Origin of the sequence: Halomonas sp. LES1, from assembly GCF_031846005.1 — a bacterium.
In the GTDB taxonomy this organism is placed as follows: domain Bacteria; phylum Pseudomonadota; class Gammaproteobacteria; order Pseudomonadales; family Halomonadaceae; genus Halomonas.
This window is the reverse complement of sequence record NZ_JAVRGC010000002.1, coordinates 465,566-478,161: the sequence shown is the minus strand read 5'-3', so window position 1 is coordinate 478,161 and position 12,596 is coordinate 465,566. Positions and strand designations below refer to the sequence as shown.

Sequence of the window (12,596 nt, the reverse complement as noted above, 5' to 3'; positions counted from 1 at the left end):
TTTTCTTCAGGCACGCTGCCGCCCCGGGATTTCCACCGGGCCCTTCCCATGCCCTTCAAAAACGAAGACATCGTCGTGCATCTGGCCCAGGACGATCGTCATTGATGGCGCAATATTCTACGCAACTTCGTCTTTCGGCTCCACGCCGAGAAGCGATAGGGTACGGTTTTAGAGGCCCCAAGGCGGCAACCTTGCCTCATTCTGGCAAGAGAGCCCTTGGCGGCGCCTTGCCGCCCACGTGCCAACCAAAGGCGAGGGTTGTTGTTACCGTTCGATGCAGAGCCATGATCTTGTGCTGCTTTGGCTGCTATCGGGCTCAGCGCTTGAAAAAGCAAGGTTGTGCCATGTCAGGATTTCCTGCGTCCTCAAGCCTTGAGATGATAAGAAAGCGGACCATGCCCACCGTACTGCTCCCAGCTCCTTTGGCACCAGTCACGATGCAAAGCCGAAACGTCGGACCGGCCTCTCCTGCAGCCCATCAACCAGCGAGATCCTTATGTCATTGCACCTTTCCGAATTGCTCGACGCCGTCGAGCGCCTCGCCCTCACGGCCAGCGATGCCATCATAGCCATCTACTCCCGCGAGTTCGTCATCGAGGAGAAGGCGGATAAGAGCCCGCTAACCGAGGCGGACAAGGCGGCCCACGAGGTGATCGTGGCGGGGTTGAACGCACTTCCCGAGAGTATACCCGTACTCTCCGAGGAGGATACCGAAGGCTTCGCCGGCGCCGATGCCAACGGCCGCTACTGGCTGGTCGATCCGTTGGATGGCACCAAGGAGTTTATCAAGCGCAATGGCGAGTTCACCGTCAATATCGCGCTGATCGAGAATGACCGGCCGGTGCTGGGCGTGGTCGTTGCCCCGACACTGGAGGTCTCTTACCTCGCCGCCCAGGGCGTGGGCGCCTTCAAGGTGGAATGGGGTGACGGCAAGGATAATCAGCGACACGCCATTCGCGTTGCCGGCAGGCCCGCGGAGGGCACGAGCTGGCGCGTGGTGGGCAGCCGCTCCCATCCGAGTCCCGATCTGGCCGAATGGCTGGAAACACTGGGCAGCCACACTATGGTGCCGATGGGCAGTTCGCTTAAGCTCTGCCTGGTCGCCGAAGGTGCCGCAGATGTCTATCCGCGTCTTGGCCCCACCTGTCTATGGGACACCGGCGCCGCTCAGGCGGTGGTCGAGCAGGCCAGCGGACGGGTAGTGACTCTGGAAGGCAAGCCGCTCGGCTACGCCACGCCCGGCGAGAAGCTGAATCCCCACTTTATCGTCTGGGGCCACGGCGACTGAGCAGGCACGCGCGACGCCGACCGGCTAGTTAGGCTGCATATTCCTGCACACGCCAGAGAGCTCGGCGTAGCACTGGAGGCTGACCATAAGAGGCCAGAGGGACTGGGAGTTCCTTGCCGTCTGCTGCGACCATACGTCAGGAACAGTTTGAAAACACTGTTTCCTTATCATATAGTATGGGTGTTGCATCTTGGATGATGTAGAACACGAGAAGGAGAGAACACCATGCGCTTATCCCCTGTCATCGCTGCTGCTACCCTGTCACTGTCTCTGGTTGCCGGTCAGGCCATGGCCTACCAGGCGGGAGATGTGTATGTCCGCGGCGAGTTCGAGAAGTCCGACACCAATGGCGACGAGCTCTCCAAGGAAAACGCCTTCGGCCTGGCCGGTGGCTACCTCTTCCACGACAAGCTAGGGGTGGAGCTCGGCCTCGGCGAGGACGTCGAGCACGACTACAGCCTCGCGAGCGGCCAGAGCGGCACCCTCGACCGCATGCCGGCCAACCTGATGCTGCAGTACTACCCGCTGGGTGGGGTGGAAGCAGCCCGCGTACAGCCGTTCATCGGCGCTGGCATGAACTACACCCGCTTCTCCAGCGTGAGCGGCGCCGGCATGGACGTCGACGACAGCTACGGCTTTGCCGGTCAGCTGGGCGTTGACCTGACCATCACCAAGAACCTCAGTGCCACCGGTTTCGCCCGCTACACCGAGGTAGACGCCGAGTTCGAGCAGGCCGGCCAGACCGTCGACGACGTGCGCCTCGACCCGGTCTCCGTCGGCGCGGGTGTCACTTACCGCTTCTAAGCGGCGCTCGCCTCAGGCAGACAGCGCCGGGCCCCTTCCAGGGCCCGGCGTTTTTGTATGTGCTGATTTCCGTATTCTATTCGTGGGAGGCCTCAGGGTCTGACCTCTCAGTAGGCTCAGTCGCTGCCAAATAGATCTCGCGTATAGACCTTCTCGGCCACATCGGCCAGCTCATCTGCCATACGGTTACTGAGGATCACATCGGCCTCTGCCTTGAAGGCGTCGAGGTCGCGAAGCACCCGAGAGCCATAGAAGGCCTCCTCCTCGAGCACCGGCTCATAGACGATCACCTCGATGCCCTTGGCCTTGAGGCGCTTCATCACCCCCTGCATGGCGCTGGCGCGGAAGTTGTCGGAACCGGATTTCATGATCAGCCGGTAGACCCCCACCACGCTTGGCCGGCGCGCCAGCACCTGCTCGGCGATAAAGTCCTTACGGGTGCGGTTGGCATCCACCACCGCCTTGATCATGTTGCTGGGGACGTTTTCATAGTTGGCCAGCAACTGCTTGGTGTCCTTGGGCAGACAGTAGCCGCCGTAGCCGAAGCTCGGGTTGTTGTAGTGGCTACCGATGCGCGGGTCGAGCCCCACCCCTTCGATGATCTGGCGGGTATCCAGGCCAAGGGTCTCGGCGTAGGTGTCCAGCTCGTTGAAGTAGGCCACCCGCATGGCGAGGAAGGTATTGGCGAACAGCTTGATCGCCTCGGCCTCGGTGCTGTTGGTAAACAGCACCGGAATCTCCTCCTTCACCGCGCCCTGGGTCAGCAGCCCGGCAAATGCCTCGGCGCGGGCGGAGCGCTCCCCCACGATGATTCGCGAGGGGTGGAGGTTGTCGTAGAGCGCCCTGCCCTCACGCAGAAACTCCGGCGAGAAGAGCAGGTTCTCGGTACCGTGGCGGCGGCAGGCGTCGGCGGTAAAGCCCACCGGCACGGTGGACTTGATCACCATCACCGCGGCGGGGTTGATATCGCGCACATCCTGGATCACCGCCTCGACGCTCGAGGTGTCGAAGTGGTTGGTGCGCGGGTCGTAGTCGGTGGGCGTGGCGATCAGGACAAAGTCCGCCTCGCGGTAGGCGGCTTCCTTGTCGAGCGTAGCCGTGAAGGAGAGCGCGCGATTGGCGAGAAACTCGCTGATCTCGGCATCCTCGATGGGCGAGATACCGGCATTAAGGGACTCGACCTTCTCCGGGACTATATCCAGCGCGACCACGTCGTTGTGCTGGGCCAGCAGCATGGCGTTGGAGAGGCCGACGTAGCCGGTGCCGGCGATGGCAATTTTCATGGTGATTCCTTTCGATGCTCGTTACGTCATTGATTGATTCATCGCAGGGTGACGCCCAACCGGAGAGGCCTTTGGCCTCCATTCGTCCGGCAGAGCCGGCCACCCACAATGAACCCCTACCTCCCGTCGCGAGGCAAAGCCGAGGCGGCGGACCGATCCCTCCTACAACAAAGGACTACAAGGCGGTATCCACGGCGCGGGGCTGGGTGCGGTCAAGCAGGCTATGCCAGCGGGTGAGGATGGGGGCATCGCTGTAGCTGATCTCGGCGAGCAGGCGGCGGAACTCCTGCCGCGCATTGATATCGCCGGAGTCGACCAGGCTCAGCCAGGCCTCCAGGGCGGTGATCTGCAGATGCAGGTTGCCATCCTTGCGGGCATCGCTCAGGGCCAGCTCGAGCAGCGCAACAATCTCCTCACGCGGATGACCGAGGCGGTGACGTGCCCGGGCCAGTTGTACGGCGAGCTCAGGCACGAACAGCGTGGAGCGTTCGCGAGCGAGCACCAGGGCCTGGTCGAGATACTCCTCGACACGGGCATACTCCCCCAGGGCCATGCAGGCGTCGACGTACCATAACGAGGGGCGCGCGTAGTGGTCTCGTCCGGTCAGTTCGGTGAGTTCCTCGAGGGTGGCGTCGACCTGGGCCAGGCCATCACGATCACCGGCGATGGCGCGCTGCCAGCCAAGCACGCTTCTCGACGCCATCTGCCATAGCTGCAGGTCGGAGGTTCCGGTCAGCTTGTGGGTCCGTTCGGCACGATCGGCGGCCAGATGCACATGGCCCAGCTGCCGATAGAGATTGGCGGCATACATCAGTGCCATGGCCAGGCTGCCGGGATGACCGATGCGTTCGGCGAGACGAATCGCCGACTCCACCTGGGCCTCGGCGCGCCGGTAGTCGCCGCGCAGACAGAGCGCCCAGCCCTGGAAGCAGGCCGCCGCCACCTGAGGGTGATCGGAGAACGGTAGCCACTCGATCATCATCTCGGACTCGAGCGGATTGATCTCGTCGAGATGGTCGTAGGCGAGCGGGATGCGTCCCGCCCAGTATTCGCAGCTGGCCTGAGCGTACTCGGCGAGGCGTGCATAGCGTGGATCGCCGATCTTGCGGGCGAGGTCGGCCAGGGTGGCGGCCAGGCGGAAGGCGTCGGCATGGGCGTGGCGCTGACTGCACCCCACCCACAGCCCCCACTTGACCAGGAAGGCCTGCTCCAGGTCGACGCTCTCGCCCTCCTCGGACAGCGCCTTGATCAGCTCCCGAGCACGCACGAAGCTCTCGTGGGCGGTGGGCGAGCCGTGCCCCTCCAGGGCGAAGGCGGCCTGGCCGCGTACCGTCAGCAGGCTGATCTCGCGCTCGGTCTGCCCCTCCACCTGACGCAGGCTGACCAGGCCGAGGTCGGCCATCTTCAGGGCGGTACGGTTGGCACTGACCTTGAGCGCCTCGCGGGCCGCCAGCTCGTAGTAGCGGGCGCCGCGGGCATAGTGGCCGCTGCGCCGCAGATGGGTGGCGAAGTCGCCCGGGTGGCGGCTGATCCATATCGGGAAGCGCTCCTCGATCAGCTCGACCACCTGACGGTGGATGGCGGTGCGCACATCCCGAGGACAGGAGAGATAAGCGGCCTCCTGCAGCAGCTGATGGGTAAACTGGAACTCGCGACCGGTATCGTCACCCTCGGCGGGCTCGATGATCTCCAGATGCCGCATCTGCTCCAGGGCCCGGGTCAGGCGCTGGCCGTCGAGCTCGCTACACTCTGCCAGGAAGTCGTAGCGGAAGCGGCGCCCCAGCACCGCGGCGATATGCGCCACCTCCCGGTCGCCATCGAGCTGGTCGATGCGGCTGGCCAGCAGGCCGAGCAGGCCGTGGGGCAGCTCGTCGAGCTGCACGCTGCGCCCCTCGCGGCGGTCCATGTCGACTCGGCGCACGATCTCCTGGAGATAGAGCGGCACGCCGTCGCAGCGCTCGATGATCTGACCGCGCAGGCGCGGGCTGATATGCAGGCGATAGCGCCGCGCCAGCTGGGAGAGCAGCCGCGAGGCGTGCATGGCGTCGAGCTTGCCGAGGCTGACCTGCTGGTCCCAGTGCAGCTTGGCGGGCAGGCCTTCACGGCCGTGGTGGCTGGCCACCAGCATAAAGGCGCAGTTGATGGGCAGGCGCGCCTGCAGGCCCGCCAGCACCTTGAGGCTGAGCTCGTCGAGCCACTGCAGGTCGTCGATCATCAGTACCAGGGTACGCTCGGCGGCGATCTGGCCGATCAGCCGCTGTACCAGGCCGACCACCAGCTCCACCGACTCGCCGCACTGGGCGAGCTCGGTGCCGACACTCGCCTCCCGGACGCCCAGCGCCGTCTCGAGCAGCCGGCGGCGCGCCTCGTCGGGTTCGGGCAGAGACAGGCGCTGGCACAGGGCCGTCAGGCTCTCCGCATCAAGGCTCTCGGTATCCGGGCTCTGAATATCCAGTTCATGACCCAGATGCCAGCGCAGCAGCTTGCGGGCCACCCCGTAGGGCTCCTGTATCGAGAGGCGCGTGGTGGGCTGCCAGCAGATGGTGGCGTCGCGGCTCTGCTCGAGCTGGCGAAAGCCGACCAGCAATGCCGACTTGCCCATTCCCGAGGGACCGCGCACCAGCACGCTCTGGCGCAGGCCGATGCCGGCTCGGGCCAGGGCGTCGCGCAGCGTGCGCAGCTGGGTCTCACGGCCGACCAGGCTCGGCGGCAAGGCTTCGCGCCCGCCTTCATTCGCACCAAGAACAATAGCCCGCAGGCGCACCCGGCCATCGCTGGCCACCAGCCGCGCACTCAACCGTGGCTGCAGGTCGAGGGCCGGCGGCATGTGCTGGCTGGCCTCCTGGGAGATCACCAGCTCGCTGCCCTCGGCGGCGCTCATCAGCTCCAGGGAGCCCTGGGTCACCTGTCCCAGCGGGTCGACCAGGCGCCGCTCGGGCAGATAAATCACCCGGCCGCTGTTGAGACCCGCGGCAAGCTCGATAAGCGGCGGCTCGCCCTCACCCGTCCAGTGGCGCGCCGACTCCTCCGGCAGCATGCGCCGGCAGTGTTCATAGAGCGCCACCAGCTCGGCCAGCTGGTGTGCCGGGCCGTGGGTACCGAAACAGGCCAGCCCCAGCCCGCCGGTGGCACCGGGCAACCAGAACCCCCCCAGATGATGACACTGCTCCTCCAGCCAGCGCATCAGCTCGGACTGCAGCATCAGATTGGCGCGACTGGAGGAGCGGGTCGAGAGGTCGGCCTTGAGGCGCAGGCGAATGGCCATTACCGAGAGCTGACGCTGCTCGATCTCGTCTTCCCGCAGCGGCGAGCTGTCGGGGGCCAGGGTGCGCGAGAACCCCAGGCCAGCGGCGGCGCTGGCATCGGCCTGGGCGTCGGACCAGTAGCGAGCCAGCTGCAGAAAGCCGGCCTCGGGCTGCTGACCGGATAGCGCCAGCAGCTGCAGGTAGGCGTTGTACTGCTCATGGGCCGCGGCCAGCTGGCCCTGCTCGGCGAGCTGGCGGACCAGGCGCTCGTGGAAGGGCCCGTAGCCCGAGAAACGATTGACCAGCGCCTCGAGCAGCGTGTCGGGCACGCTATCGAAGCGCTCGAGCCCCGCTTCGGTGAAGCGAATCACGCGTTGACGCCAGTCGTTGCGCACCTGTACCAGCCAGCGCTGAAACTCGGGGCAGTGGCTGATCTGCAACTCCTCCACCAGGTCACCCTGGTAGTGTTCGAGCAGCGCGTCCAGTGTCGAGAGCTCGCGCTCACCCTCGAGCAGCTGCTGGATATCCTGCAGGTCGAGGGACCAGTGCGAAGGCAGCTGGAAAGCGATGGTCTGGCGGGAGACGACCAGCACCTCGTCGGCGTGTTCTCCCAGTGACTGACGCAAGCAGTGCAGCGCATGACGCAGGTTGGTGCGTCCCGACGAGAGCCCCTGGTCGGGCCAGAGCAATTCGGCCAGGGTCGCCCGGCTAACCGGCTGGTGGTGCAGCAACAGGTAGACCAGCAGCGCCTTGACCTTGTCGTAGCTGAACTGGGTCAGCGTGTCCTCGCCGAGAGAGAGCGAGAAGTGGCCGAAGAGTGTCAACCGCACCGCGGCAGGGGTGTCGGCTGCGTCGGAAGCATCCCGCATCATGGTATTCCTGCGTCCTTGACGGTGAGCCGGGATCAGGCCGGTACACCGCTATGAAAACGAAAGGCCGTATCCGGCTCTTGTATCAGCTCGACTTCGCGCTCGGCGAAGAAGGCAATTCGCGGCTCGATCGGGGCATCGCTCAGGTGCCGAGCCAGCATCAGGTAGTCCTCGTAGTGGCGACCCTCTGACTTAACCAGAGTGCGGTAGAACTTGGCAAGCTCCGCATCGAGGTGAGGTATCAGCCGCGCGAAGCGCTCGCAGCTGCGCGCCTCGATCAGGGCACCGATGATCAGGATATCGACCAGCCGCTCGGGGTCATTGGCGCGCACATGGCGACGCAACCCCTCGGCGTAGCGCGAGGCACTCAGATGGCAGTAGGCGATGCCGCGGGCCTCCATCAGCTTGACCACCTGCTCGAAGTGCAGCAGCTCCTCGCGGGCCAGCTGGCTCATCTTGGTCAGCAGCAGCGGCTGGTCCACGTAGCGGTAAAGCAGGCTCATGGCAGTGGAGGCCGCCTTCTTCTCGCACTGGGCGTGGTCGATCAGCAGCAGCTCGGGGTTTTCCAGCGCCCACGCCACCCAGGCATCGGGGGTGCGGCAGCCAAGGAATGTCAGCAGCTCATCGGACAGCAGCGCCTCGGCATCGGCCTTTACGGCGGCAGGCTCGGACAGGGTCTCGGACATGATCGGTTCGCGTCTCACCGGGTGAAGATAACGTTAAAACGTTATGGTAGCGCGAAGCGCCCTCGGATAGGAGGGCGTTAGACCTTGGTTGAAAAAATCGAATTGAAAAAACGGGTGGGAAGATCGGCGCCAACCCTTGCGACATAAGGTTACGACGAACCCCCTCGCTGATATGAGCATGCAGCAGGGATCGGCCCGTCGCCTCTTCTGCGCATCACGACGGGTGGCCTCGGGCGCTACTCCCCTTCCCGGTAAAGCTTCTGGATGCTGGAGAAGTCGAGGCTGCCGCTGCCCTGGGCGCTATGCAGGGCGAAAAGGTTACGGGCCTGAGAGCCCATGGGCACGGTGGATTTGGAACCCAGCGCGAGCTCCCAGGCGAGGCCGAGATCCTTGGCCATCAGATCGGTGAGGAAGCCGCCCTGGTAGTCGCGGCTGGCGGCGGAGCCTTCCATCACGCCGGGCCAGGGATTGTAGACGTTGAGTGCCCAATTGCCGCCGCTGCTCTGCTTCATGATCTCGGAGAGCACGGCCGGGTCCATGCCGTTCTTGACCCCCAGCGCCAGGGCCTCGGCGGTGCCGCTCATCAGAATACCGAGCAGCATGTTGTTGCAGATCTTGGCGACCTGGCCGGCACCGCTCTCGCCGGCATGGAAGATGTTCTTGCCCATGGCCTCGAGCACCGGCCTGGCCTGTTCGAAGCCTTCGGCGCTGCCGCCGACGATAAAGGTCAGGGCACCCGCCTTGGCACCGCCTACGCCGCCGGAGACCGGGGCGTCGAGCCAGGTCAGGCCATGCTCCCTGGCGGCGGCAGCGACTTCGCGCGCATCCTCCGGCGAGATGGTGGAGGCGTCGATGATCAGCGGCTTGCTCTCCAGGCTTTCCAACAGACCAGGGGTACCCTCACGCCCCAGGTAGAGGCTCCTAACGTGGACGCCGGCGGGCAGCATGGAGATGATCACCTCGGCGCCCTTCGCGGCGGCCTCGGCGGTCTCGGCGCGCTTGGCACCCTCGCTCTCCAGCGCCTGCATAGCGCTCTCGACCAGGTCGAAGACGGTGACGCTATGGCCGGCCTTGACCAGGTTGCTGGCCATGGGGGCGCCCATATTGCCGAGGCCGATAAAGGCGATATTCATAATTAATTCCTTGTGATTGTTGCGTTGTATATGGGGTCTCATTTGGGGTCAGACCCCATGGCTTGGGGTCTGACCCCGAAGCTCAATTCGCTACCCCACCCGCTGGCCATGGCCCAGGTCACGCAGCGGATGCTCCTCGCTGGTCCAGGGGGATTCGAACATGGCGTCGATAAAGGTGGCGGGGACGCTGGCGACGTCGCGGTAGGTCCACCGGGGATTCTTGTCCTTGTCGATCAAAAGCGCCCGCACGCCTTCGACGAAGTCGCCGAGGCGACCGCACTGCACCGAGAGCATCAGCTCATCGCGGAAGGCGTCGGCGAGGCTGGTGTGGGCGTGGCGCTCGAGCATGCGCCATACCAGATGGGCGCTGATCGGGCAGCCACTGGCCAGACGCTTGCGGTTGGCGGCGAGCCACTTATCGTCGCTGTCATCGGCCAGGATGCGTGACACGGCGGTCTCGACATCGACATTGCCGACCAGCGCCTGAATGGTGTCCTGGTGCGGGGACACCTGCCCTTCCGGCGCCTGCTCGCGCGCCTCGAAACGGTCGATCACGGCCTGAACGGCGGCGCGCCGTGCCTTCGCGCCGCGATCGCCAAAGTCGGCCTCCCCCAGTGCGTCGAGCAGCGCCGCGCGGCGCTCACGGGGGATGAAGTGATCTCCCAGGCCGAGATCCAGGGCATCCCGGGCATTGAGCTGGGCGCCGGTAAGCCCCAGGTAGGCCCCCACGCCCGGCGGCATGCGGTTGAGGAACCAGCTGGCGCCGATATCCGGATAGAGCCCGATGGTGATCTCGGGCATGGCGATCAGCGTGGTCTCGGTGACGAGGCGATGGGACGCCCCGGCCGTCAGGCCCAGGCCGCCGCCCATGACGATGCCATCCGCCCACACCATCACCGGCTTGGGAAAGGTGTGGATGCGGTAGTCGAGCCGGTACTCCAGGGTGAAGTAGGTCGCTGGCAATTCGCTGTCGCGACCCGACCCGCGGTTGTCACCCTCCTCATTGAGGGCTCGATAGAGCGCGACCACGTCGCCACCGGCGCAGAAGGCCTTCTCACCACTGCCCTCGATCCATACCGCGACGATATTGCGATCCACCGACCAGGCCTCGAGCTTGGCATCGAGCTGACGCGCCATCTCGAGTGACAGCGAGTTGAGCGAGCGCGGGGCATTGAGGGTGGCGACGCCGATGCGCCCACCGTCGGCGGTGGGCCGCTCCTCGAAGAGCACGGGAAGATCCGTCATCCTGGTCTCCTTATGGCTTTATCCAGGCGAGTTGTTTTGTTCGGGCGAGCTTATTGCAGCGATTCGATCACGCCGTCGGCGAGCAGGCGCCGCGCGACGATCAGACGCATGATCTCGTTGGTCCCCTCGAGAATCTGGTGAACGCGGGTATCGCGCACCAGGCGCTCCAGGGGGTACTCGCGGATATAACCATAACCGCCATGCAGCTGCAGGGCCTCGTTGCAGACAGTGAACCCCATGTCGGTGGCGAAACGCTTGGCCATGGCACAGTGGGCGGTGGCCTCGGGGTCACCATTGTCCAGGCGCCAGGCGGCGTGACGCACCATCAGGCGCGCGGCGGTGAGCTCGCTGGCCATATCGGCAAGCTTGAACTGCAGCGCCTGGAACTGGTTGAGCTCACGCCCGAACTGCTTGCGCTCGGCCAGGTAGTCGCGCGAGAGAGCCAGCGCCTGCTGAGCGGCGCCCAGTGAGCAGCTGGCGATATTGAGGCGCCCACCGTCGAGGCCCTTCATGGCGAACTTGAAGCCCTCGCCTTCCGCGCCCAGGCGGTTGGTGACCGGCACCCGGACGCCGTCGAAGCTGACCAGGCGGGTCGGCTGACTCTTCCAGCCCATCTTCTCCTCGTTCTTGCCATACTCGATACCGGCGGCATCGGCAGGCACCACGATGGCCGAGACGCCCCCGGCACCGCTGTCCGGCGCCCCGGTGCGAGCCATCACCACCAGCACCTCGGTGGCACCGGCCCCGGAGATAAACATCTTCGAGCCGCTCAGCACATACTCGTCGCCCTCGCGCACGGCCTTGGTGCGCAGGCTGGCGGCATCCGAGCCGGCACCGGGCTCGGTGAGACAGTAGGAACCCAGCGCCTCGCCGGCTACCATGGCGGGCACCCAGGCCTCGCGCAGGGCATCATCGCCCCAGTTGGCGATCATCCAGGTCACCATATTGTGGATGGTGAGGTAGGCGGTGGTGGCCACACAGCCCTGGGCGAGCTGCTCGAAGATCAGCGAGGCCTCCAGTCGCGAGAGCCCCAGGCCGCCATGCTCCTCGGGGGTATAGATACCCAGGAAGCCGGCCTCCCCCGCCCGGCGAATCACGTCAACCGGAAAATGAGCGTTGGCGTCCCACTCGGCGGCATGGTCGGCGAGCTCGGCCCGGGCGAAGTCTGCCGCGGCCTGGGCCAGTGCCTTCTGGTCATCGGTCAAGGAGAAGTCCATGGAAGGTTCCTCGTCTCGTTGTTATGAAAGTAATTATGAACGTAGTTATGCACGTAGCTATGAAGTGATGCCTTGATCGGGTGCAGTGGGCAAGTGCGATACGCCAGTACTGCAAGCAGGTGCAGGGCCACTCGATATCATGAACCGTTATCATGAACACTTGTCATGCACATTGTAGTGGCGTGCTTCGCGGCCGTGATATCTGGCGCTACGGGTTAGTGGCACCAACCTAGCACTTGCTTGGTTTATCCCATATCAACCCATGGTCTAACAAGACCTTTACGTTAACGTAAACCTCGGCTAGTGTTGCCTGAAGGCGGGCGAGCCACGCTCCGCTTGCCAATAACAAACGGAAGACACACATGACTCAACCACCCTCCTCCTCGGCTCCCGCCACTGCACAGGACGGGCCGCTGCCACGCCAGCGACGCACCTACAGCATCGGCGAACTGGCCAAGATGTTCGAGGTCACCACGCGCACCATCCGCTTCTATGAGCAGGAAGGGCTACTGGCCCCCGAGCGTCGTGGCCAGACTCGCATCTATGATGAGAAGGATCGCGTGCGCCTGAAGCTGACCCTGCGCGGCAAGCGCCTGGGCTTCTCGCTGGCCGAGATCCGCGAGGTGGTCATGATGTATGACGCCATGCCCGACGGGAACCGGCGCCAACTGCGACGCCTTATCGAGATCCTGACCGACAAGCGCCGCAACCTGGAGCGCCAGCTGGAGGATATTCGGCTGATGCAGCTCGAGCTCGACGATGTCGAGCGCCGCGCCCGGGATGTGCTGGCGAGCCTCGGCGATAGCGATTGAGCCGGCAGTCGCCA

9 protein-coding genes are annotated in these 12,596 nt (G+C 64.8%); 3 read left to right on the top strand and 6 right to left on the bottom strand.

The features are described 5' to 3' along the window. Nucleotides 1-496 precede the first annotated feature (496 nt). Complete coding sequence (gene cysQ, locus RM463_RS06405; protein WP_311429429.1) at nt 497-1,288, top strand: 3'(2'),5'-bisphosphate nucleotidase CysQ; 792 nt, start codon at nt 497-499, stop codon at nt 1,286-1,288. A gap of 225 nt (nt 1,289-1,513) precedes the next feature. Next, the gene (locus tag RM463_RS06400; protein ID WP_311429428.1) at nt 1,514-2,092 is read left to right on the top strand and encodes an OmpW family outer membrane protein; all 579 of its coding nucleotides are present in this window, start codon (nt 1,514-1,516) and stop codon (nt 2,090-2,092) included. A gap of 116 nt (nt 2,093-2,208) precedes the next feature. On the opposite strand, the gene RM463_RS06395 is transcribed toward RM463_RS06400, so the two are convergent. The 6 genes from RM463_RS06395 to RM463_RS06370 form a co-directional block, all read right to left on the bottom strand. Further along, nucleotides 2,209-3,375, bottom strand: coding sequence for a nucleotide sugar dehydrogenase (locus tag RM463_RS06395; RefSeq protein ID WP_311429427.1), 1,167 nt, complete (start codon nt 3,373-3,375; stop codon nt 2,209-2,211). Nucleotides 3,376-3,550: 175 nt separating this feature from the next. After that, entirely contained in the window at nt 3,551-7,489 is a 3,939-nt protein-coding gene (locus tag RM463_RS06390) for an AAA family ATPase (protein WP_311429426.1), read from the bottom strand. 35 nt (nt 7,490-7,524) lie between these two features. Continuing rightward, complete coding sequence (locus RM463_RS06385) at nt 7,525-8,175, bottom strand: tRNA-(ms[2]io[6]A)-hydroxylase (RefSeq protein ID WP_311429425.1); 651 nt, start codon at nt 8,173-8,175, stop codon at nt 7,525-7,527. A 236-nt stretch (nt 8,176-8,411) separates the two neighbouring features. Continuing rightward, nucleotides 8,412-9,308 carry a 3-hydroxyisobutyrate dehydrogenase gene (gene mmsB / locus RM463_RS06380; protein WP_311429424.1) on the bottom strand — a complete coding sequence of 299 codons (897 nt, stop codon included), beginning with the start codon at nt 9,306-9,308 and terminating at the stop codon, nt 8,412-8,414. A 90-nt stretch (nt 9,309-9,398) separates the two neighbouring features. Continuing rightward, complete coding sequence (locus tag RM463_RS06375) at nt 9,399-10,553, bottom strand: enoyl-CoA hydratase/isomerase family protein (protein ID WP_311429423.1); 1,155 nt, start codon at nt 10,551-10,553, stop codon at nt 9,399-9,401. Between the two features lie 50 nt (nt 10,554-10,603). After that, nucleotides 10,604-11,770: an acyl-CoA dehydrogenase family protein gene (locus RM463_RS06370; protein WP_311429422.1), complete on the bottom strand. Its 1,167-nt coding sequence runs from the start codon at nt 11,768-11,770 to the stop codon at nt 10,604-10,606. A gap of 362 nt (nt 11,771-12,132) precedes the next feature. Here RM463_RS06370 and RM463_RS06365 point away from each other — a divergent pair, with 362 nt between their 5' ends. After that, on the top strand, nt 12,133-12,582 hold the full coding sequence (locus RM463_RS06365; RefSeq protein ID WP_311429421.1) for a MerR family DNA-binding transcriptional regulator: 450 nt from the start codon (nt 12,133-12,135) through the stop codon (nt 12,580-12,582). Nucleotides 12,583-12,596: the final 14 nt, after the last annotated feature.

What these genes read in the sequence shown, in the direction of transcription:
- RM463_RS06365 (WP_311429421.1), top strand. Translation starts at nt 12,133, where the DNA reads ATGACTCAACCACCCTCCTCCTCGGCTCCCGCCACTGCACAGGACGGG.
- RM463_RS06375 (WP_311429423.1), bottom strand. Translation starts at nt 10,553, where the DNA reads ATGACGGATCTTCCCGTGCTCTTCGAGGAGCGGCCCACCGCCGACGGT.
- RM463_RS06390 (WP_311429426.1), bottom strand. Translation starts at nt 7,489, where the DNA reads ATGCGGGATGCTTCCGACGCAGCCGACACCCCTGCCGCGGTGCGGTTG.
- mmsB (WP_311429424.1), bottom strand. Translation starts at nt 9,308, where the DNA reads ATGAATATCGCCTTTATCGGCCTCGGCAATATGGGCGCCCCCATGGCC.
- cysQ (WP_311429429.1), top strand. Translation starts at nt 497, where the DNA reads ATGTCATTGCACCTTTCCGAATTGCTCGACGCCGTCGAGCGCCTCGCC.
- RM463_RS06400 (WP_311429428.1), top strand. Translation starts at nt 1,514, where the DNA reads ATGCGCTTATCCCCTGTCATCGCTGCTGCTACCCTGTCACTGTCTCTG.
- RM463_RS06395 (WP_311429427.1), bottom strand. Translation starts at nt 3,375, where the DNA reads ATGAAAATTGCCATCGCCGGCACCGGCTACGTCGGCCTCTCCAACGCC.
- RM463_RS06370 (WP_311429422.1), bottom strand. Translation starts at nt 11,770, where the DNA reads ATGGACTTCTCCTTGACCGATGACCAGAAGGCACTGGCCCAGGCCGCG.
- RM463_RS06385 (WP_311429425.1), bottom strand. Translation starts at nt 8,175, where the DNA reads ATGTCCGAGACCCTGTCCGAGCCTGCCGCCGTAAAGGCCGATGCCGAG.